At 61.6% G+C, this 25,244-nt stretch carries 25 protein-coding genes and 1 tRNA gene; 16 read left to right on the top strand and 10 right to left on the bottom strand.

Annotated elements, in window-relative coordinates; translation table 11 throughout:
* Positions 1-237: 237 nt before the first annotated feature.
* From serS to NKH98_RS09405, 4 genes are all read left to right on the top strand, one after another.
* Positions 238-1,542: a serine--tRNA ligase gene (serS, locus tag NKH98_RS09390; RefSeq protein ID WP_352897872.1), complete on the top strand. Its 1,305-nt coding sequence runs from the start codon at positions 238-240 to the stop codon at positions 1,540-1,542.
* A complete protein-coding gene (surE, locus tag NKH98_RS09395; protein WP_352897874.1) occupies positions 1,542-2,300 on the top strand; it encodes a 5'/3'-nucleotidase SurE in 759 nt (252 codons plus the stop codon). The genes serS and surE overlap by 1 nt, the downstream gene beginning before the upstream one ends.
* A complete protein-coding gene (locus tag NKH98_RS09400) occupies positions 2,297-2,962 on the top strand; it encodes a protein-L-isoaspartate(D-aspartate) O-methyltransferase (protein ID WP_352897876.1) in 666 nt (221 codons plus the stop codon). Before surE ends, NKH98_RS09400 begins: the two co-directional genes overlap by 4 nt.
* Before the next feature lie 263 nt (positions 2,963-3,225).
* The gene (locus tag NKH98_RS09405; protein WP_352897878.1) at positions 3,226-4,758 is read left to right on the top strand and encodes a peptidoglycan DD-metalloendopeptidase family protein; all 1,533 of its coding nucleotides are present in this window, start codon (positions 3,226-3,228) and stop codon (positions 4,756-4,758) included.
* 97 nt (positions 4,759-4,855) lie between these two features.
* Here the strand turns inward: NKH98_RS09405 and NKH98_RS09410 are convergent, their stop codons facing one another.
* Positions 4,856-5,731, bottom strand: a complete 876-nt coding sequence (locus tag NKH98_RS09410; RefSeq protein WP_352804866.1) for an ATP-binding protein — start codon at positions 5,729-5,731, stop codon at positions 4,856-4,858.
* A gap of 289 nt (positions 5,732-6,020) precedes the next feature.
* Between NKH98_RS09410 and yajC the strand changes: the two genes are divergently transcribed.
* The 5 genes from yajC (at position 6,021) to NKH98_RS09435 (ending at position 11,384) form a co-directional block, all read left to right on the top strand.
* On the top strand, positions 6,021-6,362 hold the full coding sequence (gene yajC / locus NKH98_RS09415) for a preprotein translocase subunit YajC (protein WP_254818328.1): 342 nt from the start codon (positions 6,021-6,023) through the stop codon (positions 6,360-6,362).
* Between the two features lie 76 nt (positions 6,363-6,438).
* Complete coding sequence (locus NKH98_RS09420; protein WP_254818329.1) at positions 6,439-7,485, top strand: SecDF P1 head subdomain-containing protein; 1,047 nt, start codon at positions 6,439-6,441, stop codon at positions 7,483-7,485.
* 88 nt (positions 7,486-7,573) lie between these two features.
* The gene (secDF, locus tag NKH98_RS09425) at positions 7,574-10,126 is read left to right on the top strand and encodes a protein translocase subunit SecDF (RefSeq protein WP_352897880.1); all 2,553 of its coding nucleotides are present in this window, start codon (positions 7,574-7,576) and stop codon (positions 10,124-10,126) included.
* Between the two features lie 15 nt (positions 10,127-10,141).
* Positions 10,142-10,531, top strand: a complete 390-nt coding sequence (locus tag NKH98_RS09430) for an Mth938-like domain-containing protein (protein WP_352505854.1) — start codon at positions 10,142-10,144, stop codon at positions 10,529-10,531.
* A 25-nt stretch (positions 10,532-10,556) separates the two neighbouring features.
* Positions 10,557-11,384 (top strand): phytoene/squalene synthase family protein, encoded by an 828-nt coding sequence (locus NKH98_RS09435; protein ID WP_502894221.1) that lies wholly within the window; start codon positions 10,557-10,559, stop codon positions 11,382-11,384.
* 27 nt (positions 11,385-11,411) lie between these two features.
* Here the strand turns inward: NKH98_RS09435 and trmFO are convergent, their stop codons facing one another.
* From trmFO to NKH98_RS09450, 3 genes are all read right to left on the bottom strand, one after another.
* Positions 11,412-12,821, bottom strand: coding sequence for a methylenetetrahydrofolate--tRNA-(uracil(54)-C(5))-methyltransferase (FADH(2)-oxidizing) TrmFO (gene trmFO / locus NKH98_RS09440; protein WP_352897884.1), 1,410 nt, complete (start codon positions 12,819-12,821; stop codon positions 11,412-11,414).
* A 373-nt stretch (positions 12,822-13,194) separates the two neighbouring features.
* A complete protein-coding gene (locus NKH98_RS09445; protein WP_254818334.1) occupies positions 13,195-13,335 on the bottom strand; it encodes a DUF1127 domain-containing protein in 141 nt (46 codons plus the stop codon).
* Between the two features lie 48 nt (positions 13,336-13,383).
* Positions 13,384-13,524, bottom strand: coding sequence for a DUF1127 domain-containing protein (locus NKH98_RS09450; RefSeq protein WP_254818335.1), 141 nt, complete (start codon positions 13,522-13,524; stop codon positions 13,384-13,386).
* A gap of 223 nt (positions 13,525-13,747) precedes the next feature.
* Here NKH98_RS09450 and NKH98_RS09455 point away from each other — a divergent pair, with 223 nt between their 5' ends.
* A complete protein-coding gene (locus NKH98_RS09455; RefSeq protein WP_352646699.1) occupies positions 13,748-14,866 on the top strand; it encodes a DUF2157 domain-containing protein in 1,119 nt (372 codons plus the stop codon).
* Positions 14,863-15,447 carry a GDYXXLXY domain-containing protein gene (locus NKH98_RS09460; RefSeq protein WP_352646697.1) on the top strand — a complete coding sequence of 195 codons (585 nt, stop codon included), beginning with the start codon at positions 14,863-14,865 and terminating at the stop codon, positions 15,445-15,447. Before NKH98_RS09455 ends, NKH98_RS09460 begins: the two co-directional genes overlap by 4 nt.
* Before the next feature lie 92 nt (positions 15,448-15,539).
* On the opposite strand, the gene NKH98_RS09465 is transcribed toward NKH98_RS09460, so the two are convergent.
* A tRNA-Leu gene (locus NKH98_RS09465) sits at positions 15,540-15,624 on the bottom strand.
* A gap of 343 nt (positions 15,625-15,967) precedes the next feature.
* On the opposite strand from NKH98_RS09465, the gene tig reads away from it, so the two are divergent.
* From tig to NKH98_RS09490, 5 genes are all read left to right on the top strand, one after another.
* Complete coding sequence (gene tig / locus NKH98_RS09470; RefSeq protein WP_352804313.1) at positions 15,968-17,443, top strand: trigger factor; 1,476 nt, start codon at positions 15,968-15,970, stop codon at positions 17,441-17,443.
* A gap of 161 nt (positions 17,444-17,604) precedes the next feature.
* Positions 17,605-18,126, top strand: a complete 522-nt coding sequence (locus NKH98_RS09475; RefSeq protein WP_352897886.1) for a hypothetical protein — start codon at positions 17,605-17,607, stop codon at positions 18,124-18,126.
* 212 nt (positions 18,127-18,338) lie between these two features.
* Positions 18,339-18,692, top strand: coding sequence for a c-type cytochrome (locus tag NKH98_RS09480; RefSeq protein WP_502894222.1), 354 nt, complete (start codon positions 18,339-18,341; stop codon positions 18,690-18,692).
* Between the two features lie 147 nt (positions 18,693-18,839).
* Positions 18,840-19,772 (top strand): heme o synthase, encoded by a 933-nt coding sequence (locus NKH98_RS09485; protein WP_352897892.1) that lies wholly within the window; start codon positions 18,840-18,842, stop codon positions 19,770-19,772.
* A gap of 316 nt (positions 19,773-20,088) precedes the next feature.
* Positions 20,089-20,901 (top strand): DUF2189 domain-containing protein, encoded by an 813-nt coding sequence (locus NKH98_RS09490; RefSeq protein ID WP_352897895.1) that lies wholly within the window; start codon positions 20,089-20,091, stop codon positions 20,899-20,901.
* 65 nt (positions 20,902-20,966) lie between these two features.
* Here the strand turns inward: NKH98_RS09490 and NKH98_RS09495 are convergent, their stop codons facing one another.
* The 5 genes from NKH98_RS09495 to ctaD form a co-directional block, all read right to left on the bottom strand.
* Positions 20,967-21,440, bottom strand: coding sequence for an aminoacyl-tRNA deacylase (locus NKH98_RS09495; RefSeq protein ID WP_352897897.1), 474 nt, complete (start codon positions 21,438-21,440; stop codon positions 20,967-20,969).
* Between the two features lie 144 nt (positions 21,441-21,584).
* Positions 21,585-21,989 carry a cytochrome C oxidase subunit IV family protein gene (locus NKH98_RS09500; RefSeq protein ID WP_352479772.1) on the bottom strand — a complete coding sequence of 135 codons (405 nt, stop codon included), beginning with the start codon at positions 21,987-21,989 and terminating at the stop codon, positions 21,585-21,587.
* 10 nt (positions 21,990-21,999) lie between these two features.
* Complete coding sequence (locus NKH98_RS09505) at positions 22,000-22,722, bottom strand: heme-copper oxidase subunit III family protein (RefSeq protein WP_254818344.1); 723 nt, start codon at positions 22,720-22,722, stop codon at positions 22,000-22,002.
* A 13-nt stretch (positions 22,723-22,735) separates the two neighbouring features.
* Complete coding sequence (locus tag NKH98_RS09510; RefSeq protein ID WP_352897899.1) at positions 22,736-23,440, bottom strand: cytochrome c oxidase subunit 3; 705 nt, start codon at positions 23,438-23,440, stop codon at positions 22,736-22,738.
* Complete coding sequence (gene ctaD / locus NKH98_RS09515; protein ID WP_352508763.1) at positions 23,437-25,206, bottom strand: cytochrome c oxidase subunit I; 1,770 nt, start codon at positions 25,204-25,206, stop codon at positions 23,437-23,439. Before ctaD ends, NKH98_RS09510 begins: the two co-directional genes overlap by 4 nt.
* Between the last annotated feature and the right edge of the window lie 38 nt (positions 25,207-25,244).

Genomic DNA, 25,244 nt, shown 5'->3' on the forward strand with positions numbered 1-25,244 from the left:
CCCCTCTGTCCTGCCGGACATCTCCCCCACTTGGGTCCCACTTGGGGGGAGATTGGCAACTTCGCCGATGGCTTGCTTTTTCAGCGCCGGAGATTGGCGAAAGCCGCAGTGACGGCCGATCTCCCCACCCGTGGGGGAGATGTCCGGCAGGACAGAGGGGGGCGCGAAGGAACTCTGCCTTGACGCCTTGCATCGATGCGGTTTACCCCCTCTGGCCTACTCAAGGACGAACAGACCATGCTTGACATCAAATGGATTCGCGACAACCCGAAGGCCCTTGTCGAAGCGCTCCAGAAGCGCTCGTGGTCGGCTGAGGATGCGCGGTCCACGGTCGACGACCTGATCGCGGCGGATGAGGCGCGGCGCGAGCATCTGACCGAGCTGCAGGCCAGACAAGAACGCCGCAACGCCGCCTCGAAGGAGATCGGCAATGCCATGCGCTCGGGCGACGCCGCTCTTGCCGAAAGGCTGAAGGCCGAGGTCGGCGAGATCAAGGCCTTCATCCAGAATGGCGAGGCGCGCGAGCGCGAGCTCGACAAGGCGCTGAACGATGTGTTGGCAGTGCTGCCAAACGTGCCGTTCGACGACGTGCCGGTCGGCAAGGACGAGCACGACAACGTCGTCAAGCGCGTCGTTGGCGAGGTGCCGACGCGGCCGAACTGGGTGAAGGAGCATTTCGAGATCGGCGAAGCGCTCGGCATGATGGATTTCGAGCGGGCAGCACGGCTTTCCGGCTCGCGCTTCACCGTGCTCAAAAGCGGCCTGGCGCGGATGGAACGCGCGCTCGGCCAGTTCATGCTGGATCTGCACACCACCGAGCACGGCTATGTAGAGATCCAGCCGCCGTTGATGGTGCGCGACGAGGTGCTTTTCGGGACCGGCCAACTGCCGAAATTCGAGGAGGATTTATTCTTCGTTCGGCACGGGGACGGCAGGCTTGGCCTGATCCCAACCGCCGAAGTGCCGCTCACCAATCTCGTTCGCGACGAGATCACGCCGCACGAAAAACTGCCGCTGCGCTATACGGCGCTGACGCCGTGCTTCCGCTCCGAGGCGGGCTCGGCCGGGCGCGACACGCGCGGCATGCTGCGCCAGCACCAGTTCTACAAGGTCGAACTGGTGTCGATCACCGACCAGGAGACTTCGGTTGCCGAGCATGAGCGCATGACCGAATGCGCCGAGGAGGTGCTGAAGCGGCTCGGCCTGCCGTTCCGCACCGTGACGCTGTGCACCGGCGACATGGGCTTTGGCGTGCGCAAGACCTACGACATCGAGGTCTGGCTGCCCGGCCAGAATGCCTATCGCGAGATATCGTCGTGCTCGGTATGCGGCGATTTCCAGGCGCGGCGCATGGACGCCCGCTACAAGGACAAGGACGGCAAGGGCAACCGCTTCGTCCACACGCTGAACGGTTCGGGCACCGCCGTCGGCCGCGCTCTCATTGCCGTCATCGAAAATTATCAGAACGAGGACGGCAGCGTAACCATTCCTGAAGCGCTTCGGCCTTACATGGGCGGTCTGGAAAAGATCGAATCGACATAATGCGCATCCTTCTGACCAACGACGACGGCATCCATGCCGAGGGCCTTGCATCACTCGAACGCATCGCGCGCACGCTGTCGGAAGACGTCTGGGTGGTGGCACCGGAACAGGATCAGTCCGGCTATGCGCATTCGCTGTCGATCTCGGAGCCGCTGCGGCTCAGGAAAATCGGCGAAAAGCACTTTGCGGTGCGGGGAACGCCGACCGACTGCGTCATCATGGGCGTCAAGAAGATCCTGCCCGAAGCGCCTGACCTGATCCTGTCCGGCGTCAATTCCGGCGCCAACATCGCCGACGACGTCACCTATTCGGGCACGGTCGCCGGCGCCATGGAAGGCGCGCTGCTCGGCGTGCGCTCGATCGCCATCAGCCAGGCCTATTCCTATGTCGGCGAGGACCGCGTCGTTCCCTACGAGACCGCCGAAGCGCTGGCGCCGGCGCTGCTCGAAAAGCTCGTCGCCATGCCGTTGCCGGACGGCGTGCTGCTCAACGTCAATTTTCCGAATTGCGAGCCGCAAGAGATCGGCGGCATTGTAGTCACTTCGCAGGGCAAGCTGGTCCACAGCCTGTGGGTCGACGAGCGGCGCGACGGGCGCGGCCTGCCATACTACTGGCTGCGCTTCGGCCGCGAGCCGGTCGAGGGCAAGCAAGGCACCGACCTCCACGCCTTGCGCAATCGGCTGGTGTCGGTGACGCCGCTGCAGCTCGATCTCACCGCGCATGAAATCCGCGATCAACTGGCCAAGGCGCTCGCATGAACTCGAACCACCCTGCAACGGTCGACGAGCGCGAAGGTTTCGCTGCCTTCCTGCTTCGCCTGCGCGGCAGGGGCACGGTGCCGAAGGCGCTGATCGCCGCCTTTGAGGCGACGCCGCGGCGCGGCTTTCTGTCTCCGCATTTTCACTCCATAGTCTGGTCGGACCGCATGCTGCCGATCGAATGCGGCGAGGCCATCGAAGGCGCCGACCTGCAGGCGGCGGTGATCGCGGCACTTGCCATTGAGCCGGGCAACCGGGTGCTCGAGATCGGCACCGGGTCCGGCTACACGGCGGCGGTGATGTCGCGGCTTGCCGCTCGGATCGTCACCATCGACCGTTACAAGACGCTGGCCGAACAGGCCCGGCAGCGCCTTGAGGCACTCGCCATCGGCAATGTCATCGTGCGTCAGGCGGACGGTTCCAACGGGCTGGCCAACGAAGCGCCGTTCGACCGCATCGTTGCCTGGGCGGCCTTCGACAGCCTGCCGCGCTTTCTCCTCGATCAATTGTCGAGCGGCGGCATCGTCATCGCGCCGATCGGACCCGACGAGGGCGAGCAGGTGCTGGCCAAGCTTACCAAGGTCGGCAGCCGCTTCGAACGCGAGGATATCGGCCTGGTGCGCCTGCAGCCGATCCTGCACGGTGTCGCCGCCGTCATCTAGGCTGTGTCGATATTCAGGTGAGGTCGGCCTGCAAATGGCGGCTTCCTCCGCTTCCGGTGCTCACGTACCCAAAAGTACGCTCCGCTCCGGTTCTCGGAACCCACCATTTTCGGCTCGGCCTGACTTGAATCTCGGCACACCCGGCGCCCGGATCCTCGAATATTTTAAGAAAATTTGCGTCTGATTCTGCAGGTTTAACCGACCGGTAACATTAACGCGCTTTAATCACACTCAGTTGTACCGGGTCTGTGCGGGTTAGTGCGATGCAATTCAGTGTTTTGAAGGCAAACGGACGCAATCTGGCGCGTGGCTGCGCCGTCCTCATGATCGCAGGCGCTGCGACGGGGTGTAGTTCCCAGGTGGCGCGGTTCAACAGCGTCGACGACGTGTTCACCGCCTCGACCAACAACCAGCGCGCCATCATCGACAAGCAGGATGCTGCCCAGCCCTATCCGGGCGATGTTGCGGCCGCGCCGATCGACGGCAGCCACACCCAGTCGGTCAGCCGCTCAAGCCTCGAACCGGTCACGGCACAGCAATTGCCGCCGCCGGCTCCCGCGCTGGCGCCTGCCGCCCGTCCGGTGCGTACCGCTGCCGCGCCGGCCCTGGCACCTGCCGCTCCTCGTGTCGACAGGACGGCAACCGGCACAGTCGCTCCGGCGGCAAGGCCGTTCAAGAACGCCGAGCCCGACGCGCCGCGGATAGCGACGGCCGCCGGCGCGCCACATGCAACCGAGATCGTCGTCAAGGACGGCGAGACCATTTCCGGCCTGTCACGGCGCTACGGCGTGCCGGCCGATGCCATCATGAAAGTCAACGGGCTGAGCGCGACCAAGGGGCTGAAGACCGGCCAGAAGCTCGTCATCCCGGCCTATGCGTATTCGAGCAACGGCGCCGCGCCAAAAGTCGCCGATGCCAAGCCCGCGAACGGCACCAGGCACGACCAGCCGGCCGAAGCGCCGGAGAAGGTGGCCGTGCTGCCGCAGCAGCCGAAACTCAGGGAAGGCAAGTCTGCCGCGCAGGTGGACGCCTCGGCTGCCGTGAGCCAGCCGAAGGATGGAAAGACTGCGGCGAAGGTGGCTTCGGCGACGGCCAAACCGGCCGGTGCCGGCGGCACTTACACGGTTCAGCAAGGCGATACGCTGTCCGCCATTGCCAGAAAGACCGGCGTCGGCGTCGTTGCGCTGAAGCAGGCGAACGGCATGCAGGATGGACTGCTCAAGATCGGCCAGACCCTGAAAGTGCCGGCCGGCGGAACCGCTGTCGTCGCCGGCGTGAAGCCGGCAAAGGTCGATCCGGTGACGACGGCCACCACCCAGCCGCCGGCCAAGGCCACGCCGACGCAGACGCTCCCCTCCTACACGCCGCCGAAGAAGGATGCGAAAGTCATCCAGCAGGCCGAGGACGACGATGCGGTGGCGCCGGACGCGACCGGCATCGGCAAGATGCGCTGGCCGGTGCGCGGCCGCGTGATCTCAAGCTTCGGCGGCGGCAAGGACGGCGTCGACATTGCCGTGCCCGAGGGGACGCCGGTCAAGGCGGCTGAAAACGGTGTCGTCATCTATGCCGGTGACGGCCTCAAGGAATTCGGCAACACGGTGCTGGTGCGGCACGAAAACGGTCTGGTCACCGTCTACGGCCACGCCAGCTCGATCGAGGTGCAGCGCGGCCAGAAGGTCAAGCGCGGCCAGGAAATCGCCCTGTCCGGCATGAGCGGCACCACCGACTCGCCGAAACTGCATTTCGAAGTGCGCAAGAACTCGGCGCCGGTCGATCCTTCGACTTATCTCGAATAGACGACGAAAAGCGATTTGCGGGCCACCTGACCTTCAGCCCGCCGAGGAAGTCCGCTTCGCAAGATGCGGGCTTCTTCTGCTGTTAGTCCTTGAGCGGCTAATCCTTCAGCGGCTTGCCGAGCCTGCCAGCCAGGTCCTGGGTGAACTGCCAGGCGACGCGGCCCGAACGGCTGCCGCGCGTCGTCGCCCATTCCAGCGCCTCGGCGCGCAGCGTCTCGGGATCGATGGCGAGATCGTGATGGTGGACATAGCCGTCGATCATGTCGAGATATTCGTCCTGCGAACATTTGTGGAAGCCAAGCCACAGGCCGAAGCGGTCCGACAGCGAAACCTTCTCCTCGACCGCTTCGGACGGATTGATCGCCGTCGAGCGCTCATTGTCGATCATGTCGCGCGGCAACAAATGCCGCCGGTTCGAGGTGGCGTAAAAGATGACGTTGGCCGGACGGCCCTCGACGCCGCCTTCAAGTGCTGCCTTCAGCGATTTATAGGACGTGTCGTCATGGTCGAATGACAGGTCGTCGCAAAACAGGATGAAGCGGAAGGGCGCTGCCTTCAGCAGGCTCATCAGCTTCGGAAGCGTGTCGATGTCTTCGCGATGGATCTCGACGAGCTTGAGCGGCAGGTCGAGCTTGGTCGAAGCGTTGACCGCGGCGTGCACGGCCTTGACCAGCGACGATTTGCCCATGCCGCGCGCGCCCCACAACAGCACGTTGTTGGCGGCATAGCCGGAGGCGAAGCGCTCGGTATTGTCGACCAATATGTCGCGGACGCGGTCGACCCCGCGGATCAGGCCGATGTCGACGCGGTTGACCTTGAGCACCGGTTCCAGATAGCCGGGATCGGCCTGCCAAACGAAGCAATCGGCGTCGCCGAGGTCGGTTTGCGGCACTGGCGGCGGCGCGAGGCGGGCGATCGCCTCGATCAGACGGTCGAGCTTCTGGCTCAGGATATCGATGGTGCTGTCGGTCATCTCTTGTCTTTTTGTTCGCATTCGGGACGGTGCGGCAGGCCAACCTACCTGATTTCAGCGGTTTCGAAACTCGTCCCAAGCATTTGTTCGGGCATCATCTTTTGCGAAAACCGAGCGTCGCTTTTCGGGATCACCCTCTAACACGGCTCACCAGGCCGGAAAAGCAGCCGATTTGCCCGGCCGCGCAGTTGCATTGGCAACGTTACCGACTATATTCCGGCCAAATTTGGCGGGGCCGTCAAATTCCCAGAACGGTTTGCGGCTGTTTTTAAAATTCAGGAGTACCTCGATGTTCGTGACACCGGCATACGCCCAAGGCATCGGCGGGGACTCGTCCGCAATGTTTATCCAGATCGTGCCGTTTGCTCTGATTTTCGTGATCATGTATTTTCTGATCATCCGGCCGCAGCGCACGCAGCTGAAGAAGCGCGGCGAGATGCTGGCGGCGGTTCGCCGTGGCGACACCGTCGTCACCGGCGGCGGCTTTGTCGGCAAGGTGACCAAGGTCATCGACGACAACGAGCTCGAGATCGATCTCGGCGGTGGCACCAAGGTGACGGCGCTGCGATCGACGATCGCCGACGTGCGCGTCAAGGGCGAGCCGGTGGCGAACCAGAACGCCAAGAAATAACCGAATTGTCGGCGGAACGATCCGCGGGCAGGGCTCTGACGAACGACGGCATATGTTCCACCTTTGGCGCCTGAAGATGATCCTGAAGTGGCTTGCCTTGGCCGGCACGGTTGTCTTCCACGCGACTAATATCTTCGCCGCCGGTTTGCATACCACGCGACCCGAATGGCTTGCCGAAAGCCAGTCAATAGTTGAAGCAAGCCAGCAAGATGGTCCACACATCCTGCTCAGGTTGGATGTGACCGACGTGATCGAGGGCCGGCTGAAAGCGACACGCGACGAGGTCCGGTCGCTGCTACGCGAAGCAAGGATCGGCTATACCGGCCTTGCCAGTTCGGCTCGGACCGTTCAGGTGCACATAACAGATCCGGCTCAGCTTGACCTCGCCAAGGCGGCAATCAAAACGGTGACCGATCCTGTCGCGGACAGCGGCGTCCAGGAAATGACCCTGGACGACAGTGAGCCCGGCCTGCTCAAATTCACCGTAACGGATGCAGGTTTGAAGTATCGAACTTCGGCCGCGCTTGCACAGTCGGTTGAAGTCATCAAAGATCGTATCCGCGACCTGGGCGCCACCCACCCGGTGGTTCGGTCAACGAATGAAGACGGCATATTGGTCCGCACGTCGGGCGTTGCCGATCCGCAAAGGCTAGGACAAATCCTCACCCGGCCCGGTCACCTGAGCTTCCAACTCGTTGATCTGTCGATGCCAGTCGACGAGGCAATCAGCGGCCGCCCGCCCGTCGGCTCGGCGGTTTTTTATTCGATGGACGATCCTCCGGTTCCCTACTTGATCGAAAATCGGGTTATCCTTTCAGGTAAAAATGTGCTGGATGCGCAAGCAACCCGCAATTTGGCGACCGATGAACGCGTCGTCTCATTCCGGCTTGATTCCCGGGGTACGGCGCGTTTCAAATGGGCTACGACGCAATATATCGGCAAGCCGTTTGCGGTTATATTAGACGATAAGGTTATTTCGGCGCCTGTTATCCGAGAGCCCATTGAAGGCGGCACCGGTCAGATATCGGGAAATTTCACCGCTGAAAGCGCCAATGACCTCGCCCTGCTGCTGCGCACCGGCCCCTTGCCAGCAAGATTGACAATCGCCGAGGAAGCACGATAGGGCCGGCCGTGGTCAGAATTAGAAATATGCCCGCAAACCGACCGATGGCGGAATGCTGCCGCTTGTACGCCTGAACGGATAAGAACTGATGCTTTATTTTTCGCGCTTCAAGATGATCCTGATCTGGCTGGCCGTGGCCGCCACAGTGGTCCTCGCTGCGCCCAACCTTTTTTCCGCCAGCACGCTGGCCAAGCTTCCCGACTGGGTGCCGAAGCGGCAGATGACGCTCGGCCTCGACCTCCAGGGCGGCTCGCACATCCTGCTCAGGATGGATCCGAACGATCTGATCAAGGATCGGCTGGAGACGACGCGCGATGAAATCAGGACGCTGCTGCGCGATGCCAAGATCGGCTATACCGGCCTTTCCGGAACGGGCCGCACGGTGCAGGTCCGCATCACCGATCCCGCACAGATCGACGCTGCCAAAACAACCTTGAAACCATTGACCAATCCGGTGGCCGCAGGCCTGTTCAGCGGCGGCTCCATCCAGGAGATGACGCTGGATGATTCCGAGCCCGGCCTGCTCAAATTCTCCGTCACCGATGCGGGGATCAAATATCGCACCTCGACGGCGCTGACGCAGGCGATCCAGGTTGTCGAGCGTCGCGTCAACGAACTCGGCACCACCGAGCCGATCGTGCAGCGCCAAGGCGACGACCGTATCCTGGTGCAGGTGCCTGGTCTCCAAGACCCGCAGCGGCTGAAGGAAATTCTTGGCCAGACGGCAAAGCTGACCTTCCAGATGGTCGACCAATCGATGCCGGTGCAGGATGCGCTGAACGGCCGCCCGCCGCCGGGATCCTCGGTGCTGTATTCGCAGGACGATCCGCCGGTTCCGTACCTGATCGAGAACCGCGTCATCGTTTCGGGTGAAAACCTGGTCGATGCCCAGGCGACGTTCAATTCCCAGACCAACGAGCCGGTTGTTTCGTTCCGGTTCGATTCGAAAGGGGCGCAGCGGTTCGGCCAGGCGACGGCACAGAATGTCGGCAAGCTGTTTGCCATCATCCTCGACAATCAGGTGATTTCGGCGCCGCAGATCCGTGAACCGATCCCGGGCGGCACCGGACAGATATCGGGGAATTTCACCGCCGAGAGCGCCAACGATCTCGCCGTGCTGCTGCGCGCCGGCGCCTTGCCAGCGACGCTGACGGTAATCGAAGAGCGGACGGTGGGGCCGGGACTTGGCCAGGACTCCATCCATGCCGGCAAGGTCGCCGGCATCATCGGGTCGATCCTGGTGGTGGCATTCATGTTCGTCGCCTACGGCTTCCTCGGCTTCCTCGCCAACATCGCGCTGGCGGTGCATGTGGCGATGATCGTCGGGCTGCTGTCGCTGCTTGGAGCGACACTGACCCTACCCGGTATCGCCGGTATCGTGCTGACCATCGGCATGGCGGTCGATTCGAACGTTCTCATCTATGAACGCATCCGCGAGGAGCGACGTGCCGGCCGCTCGGTCATTCAGGCGATCGATACCGGTTTCAGCAAGGCGCTGGCGACCATCGTCGATTCCAACGTGACCTCACTGATCGCGACCGTGGTGCTGTTCTGGCTCGGAACCGGGCCGGTGAAGGGCTTTGCCGTCACCTATGCCATCGGCATCCTGACTACGGTCTTCACCGCCTTCACCTTCACACGCCTGCTCGTGTCGATCTGGCTTCGCCGCGCCCGTCCGAAGGAGTTGCCGCGGGCGCCTGTGACGTTCATTCCACCAGGCACGAAAATTCCGTTCATGGGTATTCGCCGCTGGACGTTCACACTGTCCAGCGTGCTTTCGGTGCTGTCGGTCATCGGCTTCATGACCATCGACATAAATTACGGCATCGATTTCAAGGGCGGCTCACTGATCGAGGTGCAGTCCAAGGCCGGCAATGCCGATCTGGCCGACATCCGCGGCAGGCTGACGGAACTTAATATCGGCGAGGTGCAGGTTCAGCAGTTCGGCGAACCGAACGACGTGCTGATCCGCGTCGGCACGCAGGCGGGCGGCGAGAACGCTGAGCAGACCGTCATCGACAAGGTGCGCGGCGAGCTGCAGGACCAGTATGATTTCCGCCGCGTCGAAGTGGTGGGGCCGACGGTCTCGGGCGAGCTTGCAAAGCAAGGCACCATCGCCATGCTTATCGCGCTGCTCGGCATCCTGATCTATGTCTGGTTCCGCTTCGAATGGCAGTTCGCGGTCGGCGCCATCGTTGCGACCGTGCACGACGTGGTCATGACGATCGGCTTCTTCGTTATCACCGGCCTGGAATTCAACCAGTCGTCGCTGGCGGCGATCCTCACCATCATCGGTTATTCGCTCAACGATACGATCGTCGTGTATGACCGCGTTCGCGAGGATCTGCGAAAATACAAGCGAATGCCACTGCCGCAGCTGCTGAACAACGCCATCAACGAGACGCTGTCGAGGACGACGCTGACCTCGGTGACGACGATCCTGGCGTTGCTGGCGCTGGTGCTGTTCGGCGGCGAGGTGATCCGCTCGTTCACCATGGCGATGCTGTTCGGCGTCGTGTTCGGCACTTATTCGTCGATCTTTATCGCCGCGCCGCTGCTTATCCTGTTCAAGCTGCGGCCGCAGGCCACAGCGTCCGATGAGGAAAAGCCGGTGGGCGGCGGCAAAGCCATAGCTACCTGACGGCTTGCCTCAAAAGTGGCCAAGGGCATCGTCATCCGCGAGGCGCATTTCCCGGGCCGCGCACCGATCGAGGCTTACGGCAATGGCGGTTTCCGCTTTGCCGACATGTCGCATCGCGGCTCGCTGCTGTGCCTGCCTTCGGGCATCTATGGCTGGGAGCCGGCCGATCCGTTGGCGCTGACGGCAGCGGATTTCGCCAAGCTGTTCAACGAGGCCGCCAAGGTTGAGATCCTGTTGGTCGGCAGCGGCAAGGATCTGAGGCCATTGCCTGCCGCGCTGCGTACGGCGCTGAAAGAAGCGGGCATTTCCGCCGATCCGATGTCGACGGGGGCGGCGGTGCGGACCTATAATGTGCTGCTGGCGGAAGATCGCGCCGTGGCCGCAGCGCTCATCGCCGTCGACTGACGTGGCCGAAAACACCAAAGTCGTCATGGACACGGTGCGTGCCGCCGACCATGACCGCTATCTCAGTGTGCTCTATGCGCCCGAGAACAAGCGCGACGCGCTGTTTTCGCTCTATGCCTTCAATGCCGAAGTCGCCGGCATACGCGATCGCATCCACGAGGCGCTGCCGGGCGAGGTGCGGCTGCAATGGTGGCGAGACGTGATCGCCGCCGAAGAGGATCGGACTCAGATCGGCCATCCCGTGGCGGACGCGCTGAGGGCGGCGATTTCCGCCCACCGCCTGCCTAAGGCCGCCTTCGAGAACATGCTCGAAGCGCGCATCTTCGATCTCTATGACGATCCGATGCCGTCGCGCACCGATCTCGAAGGCTATTGCGGCGAGACTGCCGCAGCACTCATCCAGCTTGCGGCGATGGTGCTCGATTCGGTCCAAGCACCACGCTTTGCCGAACTTGCCGGCAGGGCAGGTTGTGCGCAAGCGATGACCGGTCTCCTGCTTCTGTTGCCGCTGCATCGCAAGCGGGGACAGTGCTTTGTCCCGGCCGATATTTTGGCGGCGGCGGGATCGTCGCCGCAAGAATTCGTTGCGGGCGACGGCGGGCCGGGCGCGGAACGCGCGGTCGCCGCGATGATCGCGCTGGCACGCGAGCATCTTTCCGCTTTCGAGCAGGGGGCGTTCGCTCTGCCGGTTTCACTGCGCCCGGCCTTTCTGCCGCTGGCTCTGACGCGCGCCTATCTCGACAAGATGGACGGCTCCCGCCATTCACCGCTTGATAGCGCGGTGCGGCTTTCGGCCTTGCGCCGGCATTGGCTCTTGTTCCGGCGCGCGACACGGGGCTGGCCGGTCGCATAGTTGGCTGCCGCGTAGCCAACCCGACCGTTATTCCGCAGCTTGCGCTGTTGCAGGCAGCCCCAGCCATTCGCGGCAGTCGGCCAGCGCGCGCGATGTCACCGCGTGCCGCTTGGCGACCGTCTTGTCCTTGCCGCGCAGCCGCTTGCCTTCGATCTTTGGCGCGTCCACCGGCGGGAACAGGCCGAAATTGACGTTCATCGGCTGGAAGGATCGCTTTCCCGGCTCGTCGTCGGAGACAATATGGCCACCAGTGATGTGGTTGAGCAGCGCGCCGAAAGCGGTGGTCAAGGGCGGCAGGGACGGCGCATGGCCAAGCCTTTCGGCGGCGGCGAAACGCCCGGCAAGCAAGCCGATGGCGGCGCTCTCGACATAACCCTCGCAGCCGGTGATCTGGCCGGCAAATCGCAGGCCGGGCCGCGACTTCAGCTGCAGCGAAGCGTCGAGCAGCGTCGGCGAATTGATGTAGGTGTTGCGGTGCAGGCCGCCGAGGCGGGCGAACTCGGCGTGTTCCAGCCCGGGGATGGTGCGGAATATGCGCACCTGCTCGGCGTGCTTCAGCTTGGTCTGGAAGCCGACCATGTTATAGAGCGTGCCCAGCGCATTGTCCTGGCGAAGCTGAACGACGGCATACGCCTTTACAGACGGATTATGCGCATTGGTCAGTCCCATCGGCTTCATCGGCCCGTAGCGCAATGTCTCGACGCCGCGCTCGGCCATCACCTCGATCGGCAGGCAGCCGTCGAAATAGGGCGTGCCTTCCCATTGCTTGAATTCGGTTTTCTGGCCGTCGACCAGCGCCTGTATGAAGGCAAGGTACTGCTCCTTGTCCATCGGGCAGTTGATGTAATCCTTGCCGGTGCCGCCGGGGCCGACCTTGTCGTAGCGCGACTGGAACCAGCAGATGTCCATGTCGATGGTGTCGAAATGGACGATCGGCGCGATGGCGTCGAAAAAGGCGAGCGCGTCGGCGCCGGTTGCTTCCGCGATCGACTGGGCGAGCGAAGGCGCTGTCAACGGTCCGGTGGCAACGATCGCCTGGTCCCAGTCCGCCGGCGGCAGGCCGGTCACTTCCTCGCGTCGGATGGTGATGAGCGGGTGGGCTTCGAGCTTCTTGGTGACCGCTTCGGAAAATCCGTCGCGGTCAACGGCAAGCGCACCGCCGGCCGGCACCTGATGCGCGTCGCCGGCGCTCATGATCAGCGAACCGGCCAGCCGCATTTCGGCGTGCAGCAGGCCGACGGCATTGGTTTGCGCATCGTCGGAGCGGAAGGAGTTGGAACAGACGAGCTCGGCCAGCCCGTCGGTCTTGTGCGCGTCGGTACCGCGGACGGGACGCATTTCATGCAGGACAACGGGAACGCCGGCTTCGGCCGCCTGCCAGGCGGCTTCGGAGCCGGCAAGTCCGCCGCCGATAACGTGAATGGGGTTCTTGTCCATGAGCGCCGAAATAGTCGCTTGGCGCAAGGATTGCAATTGCCACGCGGGAGAATGGCTGACGGGGGAAGCCGCCCCAAAACAACAACACCCGCCGGGGGAGGAGGTCCGGCGGGTGTCGTTTTGTTGGTCGATCCTCGGGAGGAGGTGAAGATCGACCGTATTCGTCATCGCCGGGGAGGAGGTCGGCTTTGACGAAATTCTTTTCGCCGTGTGAAAGGGCGCGAAACCCTTTTAGAAACAACCTGGAAACAACGCCCGCCGGGGGAGGAGGTCCGGCGGGCGCCGTTTTTGTGGTCAACCCTCGGGAGGAGGTGACGGCTGACCGTATCCGTCAGGGTCGGGGAGGAGGTCGACCCTGGCGAAATTCTTGTGGTTAGATCGCCTTGCGAGCGATCATCTTGATCTCGTCGCGGACGATGCCGAGATCGTTGAGCTGGCGGTTCGACAGGCGACCCAGCTCGGTAACCGTCTCGCGGTAGACGCGCCAGTTACGATAGTTGCGGATCAGGTTCATTGTCGTTCTCTTTTCAAAACTGGTTCGGACCATTTGCGGCCCGAAGGATTAGACCGACTTGCGGGCGACGTAGTGAATGTCGCTGCGGCTGATGCCGAGATCGGTCAGTTCACGGGTGCTCAGGCGGCTCAGCTCGGACACGGTGTCCCTATAGCGGCGCCAGTTGCGATAGTTGCGGATCAGGTTCATGGTAGTCTCGTTTCGTCTTTCTTTCGGATCATTCCGTCTTTGTGTGCACCGTGAAAATAGGTGGGGTCATATCGATTTAAAAGCGCTATTGGTGCATGGCAGCAATGCAATTTGTGCAATGCAACATTAACGCGCGTCCGGTTTTCCGCCCAGATCGGAAAAATGCCGTTAGGTCAAACGCTTGGCCGGACAAGCTAAAAGGACCGAGCAAAGGGGGAGGGGCATGGCGAGCTATTCGTCACGGGTCAGGTCGGATATCGCACGATGGCAACAGGCCGGCCTGATCGACGCGCCGACAGCCGTTGCGCTGACGCGAGACGTCGAGGCAAACGAACGCAAATCGCTGAGTTTCGGCTCGATCCTGGCGATGATGGCGGCGCTGCTGTTCGGCGCCGCTACCCTGATCTTCATCGCCGCCAACTGGGAAGTCATCCCGCGGTTGGTGCGGGTCGCGGCACTTTTTGCCGTTATCCTTGCCGGCTATGTCGGCGGGGCGGTGCTGAAGATGCGCGACCATGCGGCGATCGGCGAGGCGCTGTGGATCGTCGCGGCAGCAGCGTTCGGCGGATCGATCGCGCTGATCGGCCAGATGTATCATTTGTCGGGCGACGAGGCCTCGGCCTTGATCACCTGGGGCGCCGGCACGGCGCTGGCGGCGGTGGCGCTGCGCTCAAACCCGCTGACCGTCGCTGCCGTCGGCATCGCCGATGCCTGGCTGTTCCTGAGAGGGTTCGACTACTTCCGGCGCACGGAATTTCCGCATCTCTTCGTGGTCATGGCGCTAATTGTGTTCGCCGTTTCGTTCTGGACGCGCAGCCAGGCGGCGCGCCACCTGATCATCCTGTCGGTCCTTTTCTACCTCGTGCTGTTGGCCATGGAATACGACACGCTGCAAGTCGCCATCCCGCTCGTTGCCGCGTCGGTGCTGCTTTTTACCGCTGCGATCTTTGCTGCCGGGCCGGTCGAGAGGGTTTTGCAACTCGGCGGCAGGTTACCCTTGCACGCGCTGATCGGCTTTCTCACCGGCCTGGCGATGATTCAATTCGAACTGGCGGATGAAAGCAGCTACAATGGCGGCTTCGCCATTGCCTCGGCTGTTGCGCTGGCCGGCATCGTCGCGGCGATCGTGCTGGGCGGCCGCGAGAGCCGGGGACTGCGCTGGGTTGCCTATGCGGGCTTCGCCTTCGAACTCGCCATCATTTATGTGGTGATGCTGCAATCAATGCTGGACACGGCAGGCTTCTTGCTTGCGGCGGCGGTGCTTCTCGCCGTTCTTGCTTTCATTATCATCCGCATAGAAAAGCGCATGAACGCCTCGAACATGACAGGAGCGGCGGCATGATGACCGGCAAAAGACTGATCATCTCGGCGCTGGTCCTGGCGCTCGTCCAGATCGGCTTTCTGAGCTGGATCATCGCCGGACGCGCGGCGATCCTGCGCGATGGCAAGCAGGTCCTGCTCAGGGTCGAGCCGATCGATCCGCGCGATCTCTTGCGCGGTGACTACATTCTGCTCGGCTACGATATTTCGCGCATACCGGTGAAACTGATCGGCAACATTCCGGCCGGCAAGCTTTCCAGCGAGGAAACGTCGATCGTGGTCAGGCTGAAGCAGGGCGCCGATGGCTATTGGGGGCCGACCGCGGCTTGGTTCGGGCAAGCGCCGGCGCCGGCAGCATCCGGTGAAGCCGATATCGTCGGACACGTCTCCGAGGGCTGGGATATCAGCCAGGGAGCAACGACGATCGCGCCGGAGTACGGCATCGAGCGCTTCTATCTGCCGGAAGGCGAGGGGATAGCGATCCAGAACGACATGCGGGTGCGGCCGTTCGGCATCCGCGTGGCGATCGCGGCCAACGGCACGGCGCAGATCAAGGCGCTGGTCGACGGCGACAAGACACTGTTCGAGGAACCGCTTTATTAGATCGCGCTACTGCCTTGCCAATGACCCTCCTTCGCCAGGGCTTCGGAGGAGCTTCGAGTGGCCTGCCACCCGAAGCTCGAAGAGCGAAGGGATGGTGCGGATGAAGGGACTCGAACCCCCACGCCTTTCGGCACTGGAACCTAAATCCAGGGCGTCTACCAATTCCGCCACATCCGCATTGCCCGGCCAATCCCATGTAGCCATCATTCTGTCAATGTCAGAGCTCACATCGGTATCCTTGGCCGGAATGCAAAGATGGTTGAAAATCAGCGTCGCCTGTGACAAAAGGCGTGTCGAATGTGACGGGACGCGACGATCCGCTTCTGCAGAATGTGATAAGAAGTAGGAAAAACAAAGACTTATTCACATTTTGGAGCGTATTTCTGGAAGATTTGTGCCGCCTTGAGCGGACAGATCGCCAAGTCCCGCACCAAAAGCCATTCCCGGCAAGATCATACCGGCAGGCTGTAAGCGGCAGGGGCCGTTTGACGGCCTCATTGGTGGAAACAAAGGTTTTATGATGCAGGTCACCGAAACGCTCAACTCCGGTCTCAAGCGCGAGATCAAGATCACCGTGCCGGCTGGTGACATGGAAGCCAAGCTGATGGCGCGGCTCTCCGATGCCAGGAACAAGGTCCGCATCAACGGCTTCCGCCCCGGCAAGGTGCCGGTGCAGCATCTGCGCAAGGTCTACGGCAAATCGTTCATGGCCGAAGTGGTCAACGAGATCCTCAATGACTCGACCCGTTCGATCATCACTGGGCGCGGCGAAAAGGCTGCCATGCAGCCCGAAGTGATCATGACCGAGGACGAGAAGGAAGCCGAGAAGATCCTGGCAGGCGGTGCCGACTTCGAGTTCCGCCTGAACTATGAGGTCATTCCGCCGATCGAGATCAAGGATTTCTCCGACATCAAGGTGACGCGCCAGGTGTTCGACGTGCCGGATGAAGAGATCGACGAGCAGGTCAAGCGTGTCGCTGAATCTGCCCGCACTTACGAGCCGAAGACCGGCAAGGCCGCCGAGGGCGACCGCGTGACCATCGATTACGTCGGCAAGATCGACGGCGAAGCCTTCAACGGCGGCGCCGGCACCGATCAGCCGCTGGTGCTCGGCTCGAAGGAATTCATCCCCGGCTTCGAGGACCAGCTGGTCGGCAGCAAGGCCGGCGACGAGAAGCAGGTCACGGTTACCTTCCCGGAAAACTACCAGGCGGCGCATCTGGCCGGCAAGGAAGCCACTTTCGACGTGACCGTCAAGGAAGTGTCGAAGCCCGGCGAACTTGAGATCAACGACGAGATGGCCAAAAATCTCGGCCTGGAATCGCTGGAGCGCCTCCGCGAGGTGGTGCGCGGTCAGATCGAGAACCAGTTCGGCTCGATAACGCGCCAGAAAGTCAAGCGGCAGTTGCTCGACCAGCTCGACGCTGCCTACTCGTTCGAGGCGCCGTCCAAGCTCGTCGAGGCCGAGTTCAACAACATCTGGAACCAGGTCAATCGCGATCTCGAAGCTGCCGGGCGCACCTTTGCCGACGAAGAGACGACGGAAGAAGAAGCGCGTGCTGAATATATGCGGCTTGCCGAGCGCCGCGTGCGTCTCGGCCTGGTTCTCGCCGAAATCGGCGAGAAGGCCGGCGTCACGGTGACGGACGAGGAACTGCAGCGCGGCCTATTCGAGCAGGTGCGCCGCTATCCGGCAAACCAGCAGCAGGAAGCCTTCGAATTCTACCGCAACAATCCCGAAGCGCTGAACACGTTGCGCGCGCCGATGTTCGAAGAGAAGGTGGTCGACCATCTGCTCGGCCAGATTTCGGTCACCGATGTCAAGGTCAGCAAGGAAGAGCTGCTGGCCGACGACGAGGATACGGAGACAACCAAGGCCAAGCCGGCGAAGAAGGCGGCTGCGAAAAAAGCGGACGCAAAGAAGGCCGACGACGACGCCGAAGAGCCGAAGAAAAAGGCCGCGCCGAAGAAGAAGGCCGCCAAGGACGCTGAATAACGTTCCTGCTGAATTCCGAAAGGCCGCCTTCTCGAGGCGGCCTTTTTCGTTGTGGCGCAGACGCAACGGATTTCACGTATCTGGCGGTCGAGGTAGCGATACGAAGCTTTGATGATTATCTGCGCTGGGTTGCGAAATCGCAGCGGTTGTTGGAGGCATCGTTGAGACAGTTCTTCGGTATCGGAAGCGTGGCGGCGGCGTTCCTGCTTGCGTCGGTCTTCGGCATTGCCCAGGCTGATACGGTTCTCGATAACTGGCGGTTCGACAAGAGCAGCGATGGCCTTGTCACCGCCTCGCTTTACGCGACCAACAAGCTCATCACCGGCGGCGGCGCATTGAGCTACAGCCCGGTGTTGACGATCGCCTGCCGGACCGCCGGCGAACCGCGTTGGAGCGAATGGCTGCAGCTGAGCGACACCGTTTCCGCCAGCCGAACCATCGCCATGTCGGTGACTGTCGACCAATCCGCCAAGCTCAACGAAAGCTGGTCGGTCGGGCCGCACAGCAGGATGCTGGTCCGCGACGGTGCCGACGGCATCAGGCGACTGATTTCCGCGGACCGGCTGCTGCTGTCCTGGCGGTTCGGGCTGCTGTCGGGGCGCGGCAAAGCCGAGTTTGACCTCGCCGGAGTTGAAGAGGCGGTCGGCCGGATCGCCGCCACCTGCAACACCAAAATGCCTTGAGCGGATTGTCCGCATTAATCCATTGCATGATCGAACTCTACCTGCCGGCCGGGTTCCGTGGTATGTAGGTGCCGCAACTCCAAGCAGTGGATATCCGTTCTGCCATTCAAGAGCGCATGCCAGCGGACTAAATGTCGGCCTGCGCAGGTCAGCCAGGGCAAATTGGCGATCAGGGAGGAAATGCCATGCGTGCCATTGTGTTTTTTATCGTCATGTCCGTCGCGACCGTCGTTGCCGGCCCCTCGCGGGCACAGGATGCCGCGGCGGGTGAGAAGGTGTTTGCCAAATGCAAGGTCTGCCACGTCGCAGACAAGGACCAGAACAAGGTCGGTCCGTCGTTGAACGGCGTCATCGGCCGAACGGCCGGGACGCATCCGGGGTTCAGCTATTCCAAGGCGATGACCGAGGCCGGCAAGTCGGGCGTCAAATGGGACGAAGCCACGCTGACGACTTACCTTCGCGATCCAAAGGCGATGGTCAAAGGAACGAAGATGGCGTTTCCCGGCCTCAAGAAAGACGAGGACATCGCCAATGTCATTGCCTACCTGAAGCAATTCTCCAAATAGCGCGGCTCTTCCGCCGGATCTTGGTATCGCAAACAGGTCGAGGCATAGCCTCGGCCGCAATCTGCCGGCAGTGTCGGTGGGGAGGGCGGCTCGTTGCAAAAAAGACATTGGCCGGCTAGGCTGCCGTTCCCATCGGTGGTCGTCTGAATGTCGACTGAAGAAAGCCGTCTCAAGGATACCGGCATCCGCCTCTCGGAGGCGACGGCGGGTGATTTCATTGCGCTCTTGAAACCACGGGTCATGGCGCTAGCCGTGTTTACTGCCTTCGTCGGCCTGATGGTGGCGCCCGGCGTGATGAATCCAGTTATCGCCCTAATCGCCATCGGCGCAATCGCGGTTGGAGCGGGAGCCGCCGGCGCGCTCAATATGTGGTACGACGCAGACATAGACGCCTTGATGTCTCGGACGTCCAAGCGACCAATTCCGTCCGGTCGCGTCACGCCTGGCGAAGCTCTCGGCTTCGGTCTGGTGCTTTCCGCACTGTCGGTCATGACGCTCGGCGTGCTGGTGGGGTGGCTTGCCGCATCGTTGTTGGCGTTCACCATCTTTTTCTATGTCGTTATCTACACAATGTGGCTGAAGCGCTCGACGCCACAGAATATCGTCATAGGCGGCGCGGCAGGCGCCCTTCCTCCGGTAATCGGGTGGGCGGCCGCAACAGGCGCAATCGGCATTGAAAGTCTCATTCTGTTTCTTATTATTTTCCTCTGGACGCCGCCTCATTTCTGGGCGCTGGCCCTTTTCAAAGTCGGCGACTATGCCGCGGCGGGCATCCCGATGATGCCGAATGTGGCCGGCCAGCACTCGACCAGAAAACAAATCTTCGCCTATTCGCTGCTTTTGGCGCCAATCGGCGTGCTCCCTTGGGGCTTCGGCTTCGCGAGCGGATATTACGGCACTGCTTCAGCCGCGTTGGGTGCAGGTTTCATTTGGCAGGCCTGGAAGGTTCTCGTCGCCGACAAGGAGATGAAGCCGGCAAAGGCGCTGTTTGCGTATTCGATTGTCTATCTTTTCGCAATATTTGCGGCGTTGCTTGCCGACACCATTGTAATGCGAGTGATCGCTTCAGCCGGCTATTGACCCCGGCTCAAAAAATCACGTTGGCAGAGCACAAAATCCCACCAACAGCAGAATAACGACGCCAAGGCCGAGTATGAGAACTGTCCTTCCGTCCATGACCTTCACCTTCGACTAGAAGAGCATATCGAAGAACCACGTCCGTAGCTAGTCGGGCTACCCGGGACCTCCTACTCCCGGGCCTTCCTACAAAGCGCGACAAGTCCCCCGCATGAGAGTATATTGATCATGGTGCAGGTCGCGGTTTGCGTGGGCCAATCATGCAGAACGGCAGCACCGTAAAACGCGACCTTACCGGACCTGGTCTGGAGGAATGGTCATGGCAAGCTTTCACGTGATAGCAGGCGCCAGCGAGACGCTGGAACCTACGAGAATTCGAAAAATCGGTGTCTCCGATCTTTTTGATGCGCTCAGGCGTGGCGTCGATGATTTCATGGTCAAGCCGTCGCACATCGTATTTCTCTGCCTGATCTATCCGATTGCCGGAGTCGTGCTTGCTGTCTGGACATCAGGCAACAACACGCTGCCATTGCTGTTTCCGCTTGTGTCCGGCTTTGCGCTGATTGGTCCGTTCGCGGCGGTCGGCCTCTATGAGATCAGTCGGCGGCGGGAAGCCGGGCTCGACGCCTCGTGGAGACACGCCTTTGAGGTCAGGAGTTCTCCAGCGCTGCCGGCTATTGCAGCGGTCGGCGTCATGCTGCTTGCGATCTTCATCGCCTGGCTTTTGACGGCCCAGATATTTTACCAGACCCTGTTCGGCCCGGCGCCGCCGCAATCGCTGTCCAGCTTCATCAGTGAAATATTCGCCACGGGACGCGGCTGGACGCTCATCATCCTGGGGCACGCCATCGGCTTCGTGTTCGCCGCGGTTGTGTTGTGCACCACGGTCGTCGCATTCCCGTTGTTGCTCGACCGCGATGTCGGCGCCTACGAAGCCATCCACACCTCGGTGCGCGTTGTTCTAGCCAACCCGATCGTGATGGCGGTGTGGGGCCTTATTGTCGCCGTCGCCCTGATCATTGGATCGCTGCCAGTGTTCGCCGGGTTGGCAGTCGTGCTGCCGATCCTTGGTCATGCCACCTGGCATGTTTACCGGAAAGTTGTGGAATCGCCGCCGGCGACCAGACCATGAGCTGAAAAAATGCACTCTGCCCGCACCGGCGAAAGTGCCGGTGCGGGCAGAGTGAGGCAGAGCTTTCAATAGGCGGGGTGGCTGAAACGGGCTTGGCGCGCGTCCTTTGTCAGGTCGCGGAAATCTTTGCCGCTCACATGCACAAGCGTCTTGTGGTCGCCGCCCTCGAAATAGATTTCGGGAGCGTCGCCGAGGCTTTCATCGAGAACCACAGGCACATCATAGGCAGCGCCAATCGGCGGCACAGCGCCGACGTCGCAATCGCCGAACAACGAGACCACCTCGTCTTCGGAGGCAAGTCCAAGAGGCTTCTCCATGACATCCTGCAATGTCGCGAGTTCTATCCTGTGCGTGCTTGGAACCACGGCGAGCGCGTAGCCACGGTCGAGGTGAACGACCACCGATTTGGCCATTATGCTGCCGGGCACATGTGCCGCAATGGCGGATTGTCTGCTTGTCGCGGTGCGGTGATGCTCGACGGTGTCGTAGGAAATTCCTTTCCTATCGATGAAGTCCTTCAGTCTGTTTGCGATGGTCATCTTGGGCGCCCCTTGCTCGTGTTCGCGACGCATGTGGAAACGCCGGCATCGCCTGTCGTTTCCGATATCAACAGAAATGGACCAGCCGTGGATTGTTTCAAGGCTAAGCCTCAAGGACCGGACCGCGTGGATCCGGATTGCATGTCAGGGCCCGGCCCCGAAAAACGCCATTCGGGTGAGCAGCGTGTAGTCCGCTTCGAAGACCATCATCGTCACGAACACCAGCACCAGCACCGGCGGCAGGATGATCGCGTATGTCAGCGCCAGCCGTTCCCAGGCCATGTGCATGAAGATGGCGACGATCAGTCCGGCCTTGAGCATCATGAAGATCAGGATCAGCGACCATCTGAGATAGCCATGGAGACCGAAATAGTCGACCAGATAGGAGCAGGTGCTGAGGATGAACAGCCACGCCCACACCACCAGATAGAGCTTGATCGGGTGCTCCTGATGAACCTCCGCCGGGGTAACGCCGGTCGTCGTCGCATCATGCCTATGGGCGCTGTCCAGTGCGTGTTGTCCCAGGCCGTTTGCGGTTGCTTCAGCCATGTCCTGCCTCTCACCAAAGATAGAAAAATGCGAAAATGAACACCCAGACCAGGTCGACGAAATGCCAGTAGAGCCCCATGATTTCGACGTTCTCGTAGCGCCCCCTCCGGCTGGTGAAGAAGCCGGGCCGTCCGACGTCGAAATCCCCGCGCCAGACCTTTCGCGCCACGATGATCAGGAAGATCACCCCGATCGTCACATGCGTGCCGTGGAAGCCGGTAATCATGAAAAAGGATGCGCCGAACTGTGCAGCGCCCCAGGGATTGCCCCAAGGCCGCACGCCCTCGGTGATCAGCTTGGTCCATTCGAAGGCCTGCATGCCGACGAAGGTCGCGCCGAGTGCTGCGGTCAAGAGCATCAGGACTGCCGTCTTGCGGCGGTCGCGGCGGTAGCCGAAATTGACCGCCATGGCCATCGTTCCGCTGCTCGAGATCAGCACGAAGGTCATGATGGCGATAAGGATCAGCGGAATGTCGGAGCCGCCGATGCGCAGGGCGAAGACCTCGCTCGGATTGGGCCAAGGCACGCGTGTGGAAATACGTGCGGTCATGTAGGAGAGCAGGAAGCAGCCGAAGATGAACGTGTCGCTGAGCAGGAAGATCCACATCATGGCCTTCCCCCAGGACACGTTCTTGAACGCTCGCTGATCCGAGGACCAGTCGGCGGCGATGCCTTGCCAGCCCGCGGGCCGCGGCTCTGTTCGGCCGATGTGGGCCAGTGTCGTCTCTGCCATCCGCCCGTTCCTCCTAGGTCAGCAACCCTCGGCAAATGTCGATTAAAGTCGAAGCCCAGCCGGCCAGAAGCGCAAAGATGGCGAGCCAGACGAAAAGCAGGAAATGCCAGTACATGGCGCACAGCTCGACACTGAGGCGAAGCCGCTGCGGCTGCGCTCCGTTCCAGGCGCCGACGCTCGTTCTGCCCAGCCCGACCAGTCCTCCCAGTATATGTAGGCCGTGCATTCCCGTTAGCAGGTAGAAGAAGCTGTTGGCCGGATTGGATGCCAGAAAATAGCCGTCCGCACTCAGTTCCCGCCATGCCACAAGCTGTCCAATCAGGAAGACGAGCGCCGTGAGTCCAGCTGTGGCGAGGCCGAGCCTGACCATGTCCACTTGACCCTTGCGCGCCGCGAGCGAAGCGCACTGTATCGCAATGCTGCTCAAGACCAGTACGCCGGTGTTAAGCCAGAGCAGGGGCGGGATGGGCAGCGGCCGCCAATCCGACAGCGCCATGCGCATGAAGTAAGCACTGGTGAACAGCGCGAACAGGCAGCCCACGACGGCAAGGAAGACGCCGAGACCGATCTTTGCGGTCGGCAGCGCCGATCGGTGCAGAGCGACAAAGTCCCTGGCCATACCTTGCTCGAGCCAAGGCTTCGTCATTAGCCGCTGATGGGAAAGCCACCACCCAGCAATACCGGCGATCACGAGCAGGAAGACCAGGATTACGCTCATGCCGGCTCCCTGGAGGGCGCGAAGGAGCCCGGAACGTTTTGTGGTATGAAGTCCTCCTTGGCTCCCGGTACGCTGTAGTCATAGGCCCAGCGATAGACGATCGGCAGATCCTTGCCGAAATTGCCGTGGGCGGGCGGTGTTTGCGGCGTCTGCCACTCGAGCGTCGTTGCCCGCCACGGATTGCCGCCAGCCTCACGGCCATGGCGGATGCTCCAGATGAGATTGAACAGAAACACAATCTGGGCAAAACCGACCATAAAAGCCATGATGCTGATAAACGAGTTCAGGTGGTGGGCCGATTCCGTCATGATCGTCATGTCGGTCAATTCGTTGTAGCGCCGTGGCACGCCCATCAAGCCGAGATAGTGCATGGGAAAGAAAATCAGATAGGCGCCGAGGAAGGTGATCCAGAAGTGGAACCGGCCCAGTGTCTCGTTCAGCATCCGGCCGGTGACCTTTGGGTACCAGTGGTAGATCGCCCCGAAAATCACGAGGATCGGCGCGACCCCCATGACCATATGGAAATGGGCAACGACGAACATGGTGTCCGACAGCGGAACGTCGACAACGACATTGCCGAGAAACAAGCCGGTCAACCCGCCATTGACGAAGGTGACGATGAAGGCGAGGGCGAAAAGCATTGGAATGGTGAGGTGGATATCGCCGCGCCACAGCGTCAGCACCCAATTGTAGACCTTGATGGCGGTCGGAACGGCGATGATCAGTGTCGTGGTGGCGAAGAAGAAGCCGAAATAGGGATGCATGCCGCTGACATACATATGGTGCGCCCAGACTACGAAGCTCAACGCGCCGATGCCGACGATGGCCCAGACCATCATGCGGTAGCCGAAGATGTTCTTGCGCGCATGGGTGCTGATCAGGTCGGACACGATGCCGAAGGCCGGAAGCGCAACGATGTAGACCTCGGGGTGGCCGAAGAACCAGAACAGATGCTGGAACAGGATCGGGCTGCCGCCGCCGTGCTGCAACTGTTCGCCCATCTCAACGATCGCCGGCATGAAGAAGCTGGTGCCGAGCGCCCGGTCGAGAAGCATCATCACGCAGGCGACGAACAGCGCCGGGAAGGCGAGTAGCGCCATGACGGTGGCGGTGAAAATACCCCAGACAGTGAGCGGAAGGCGCATCAGCGTCATGCCGCGCGTGCGGCCCTGCAGCACCGTCACGACATAGTTCAGGCCGCCCATAGTAAACCCGATGATGAACAGGATCAGCGAGACGAGCATCAGGATGATGCCCCAGTCCTGGCCGCCGGGCGTACCGGTCATGATCGCCTGCGGCGGATAGAGCGTCCAGCCGGCACCCGTCGGTCCGCCGGGCGCGAAAAAGCTCGACACCAGAACCAGCACGGCCAGCAGATAGATCCAGTAGCTCAGCATGTTGACATAGGGAAAGACCATGTCGCGAGCGCCGACCATCAGCGGAATCAGGTAGTTGCCGAAGCCGCCCAGGAAGAGTGCGGTGAGCAGGTAGATCACCATGATCATGCCGTGCACGGTGATGAACTGGTAGTAGGCTTCCGGGGTGATGAAGTCGAATGTGCCGGGGAAGCCGAGTTGCAGCCGCATCAGCCAGGAAAGCACCAGCGCGACCATGCCGATCGCCGTCGCCGTCGCCGAATACTGGATGGCGATGACCTTGGCGTCCTGCGAGAAAACGTATTTCGTCCACCAGCTGTGCGGATGGTAGAGTTCCATTTCCGCGACTTCGGCCGGCGGTACCGCATCTGCAGGTGTGATATCGACCATATGAACACCTCCGTGCCCTTTTCGGCCAGCCCGACAGT

Source organism: Mesorhizobium sp. M0833, assembly GCF_040319905.1.
Lineage (GTDB): Bacteria > Pseudomonadota > Alphaproteobacteria > Rhizobiales > Rhizobiaceae > Mesorhizobium.

Bases quoted from the DNA above. Each gene is read 5' to 3' on its own strand.
- tig (WP_352804313.1), top strand. From the start codon at position 15,968: ATGCAGGTCACCGAAACGCTCAACTCCGGTCTCAAGCGCGAGATCAAG.
- ctaD (WP_352508763.1), bottom strand. From the start codon at position 25,206: ATGGTCGATATCACACCTGCAGATGCGGTACCGCCGGCCGAAGTCGCG.
- NKH98_RS09500 (WP_352479772.1), bottom strand. From the start codon at position 21,989: ATGGCTGAAGCAACCGCAAACGGCCTGGGACAACACGCACTGGACAGC.
- surE (WP_352897874.1), top strand. From the start codon at position 1,542: ATGCGCATCCTTCTGACCAACGACGACGGCATCCATGCCGAGGGCCTT.
- serS (WP_352897872.1), top strand. From the start codon at position 238: ATGCTTGACATCAAATGGATTCGCGACAACCCGAAGGCCCTTGTCGAA.
- NKH98_RS09420 (WP_254818329.1), top strand. From the start codon at position 6,439: ATGATCCTGAAGTGGCTTGCCTTGGCCGGCACGGTTGTCTTCCACGCG.
- trmFO (WP_352897884.1), bottom strand. From the start codon at position 12,821: ATGGACAAGAACCCCATTCACGTTATCGGCGGCGGACTTGCCGGCTCC.
- NKH98_RS09495 (WP_352897897.1), bottom strand. From the start codon at position 21,440: ATGACCATCGCAAACAGACTGAAGGACTTCATCGATAGGAAAGGAATT.
- NKH98_RS09445 (WP_254818334.1), bottom strand. From the start codon at position 13,335: ATGAACCTGATCCGCAACTATCGTAACTGGCGCGTCTACCGCGAGACG.
- NKH98_RS09505 (WP_254818344.1), bottom strand. From the start codon at position 22,722: ATGGCAGAGACGACACTGGCCCACATCGGCCGAACAGAGCCGCGGCCC.
- NKH98_RS09455 (WP_352646699.1), top strand. From the start codon at position 13,748: ATGGCGAGCTATTCGTCACGGGTCAGGTCGGATATCGCACGATGGCAA.
- NKH98_RS09450 (WP_254818335.1), bottom strand. From the start codon at position 13,524: ATGAACCTGATCCGCAACTATCGCAACTGGCGCCGCTATAGGGACACC.
- secDF (WP_352897880.1), top strand. From the start codon at position 7,574: ATGCTTTATTTTTCGCGCTTCAAGATGATCCTGATCTGGCTGGCCGTG.
- NKH98_RS09410 (WP_352804866.1), bottom strand. From the start codon at position 5,731: ATGACCGACAGCACCATCGATATCCTGAGCCAGAAGCTCGACCGTCTG.
- NKH98_RS09510 (WP_352897899.1), bottom strand. From the start codon at position 23,440: ATGAGCGTAATCCTGGTCTTCCTGCTCGTGATCGCCGGTATTGCTGGG.
- NKH98_RS09490 (WP_352897895.1), top strand. From the start codon at position 20,089: ATGGCAAGCTTTCACGTGATAGCAGGCGCCAGCGAGACGCTGGAACCT.
- NKH98_RS09485 (WP_352897892.1), top strand. From the start codon at position 18,840: ATGTCGACTGAAGAAAGCCGTCTCAAGGATACCGGCATCCGCCTCTCG.
- NKH98_RS09460 (WP_352646697.1), top strand. From the start codon at position 14,863: ATGATGACCGGCAAAAGACTGATCATCTCGGCGCTGGTCCTGGCGCTC.
- NKH98_RS09400 (WP_352897876.1), top strand. From the start codon at position 2,297: ATGAACTCGAACCACCCTGCAACGGTCGACGAGCGCGAAGGTTTCGCT.
- NKH98_RS09405 (WP_352897878.1), top strand. From the start codon at position 3,226: ATGCAATTCAGTGTTTTGAAGGCAAACGGACGCAATCTGGCGCGTGGC.
- NKH98_RS09435 (WP_502894221.1), top strand. From the start codon at position 10,557: ATGGACACGGTGCGTGCCGCCGACCATGACCGCTATCTCAGTGTGCTC.
- NKH98_RS09480 (WP_502894222.1), top strand. From the start codon at position 18,339: ATGTCCGTCGCGACCGTCGTTGCCGGCCCCTCGCGGGCACAGGATGCC.
- yajC (WP_254818328.1), top strand. From the start codon at position 6,021: ATGTTCGTGACACCGGCATACGCCCAAGGCATCGGCGGGGACTCGTCC.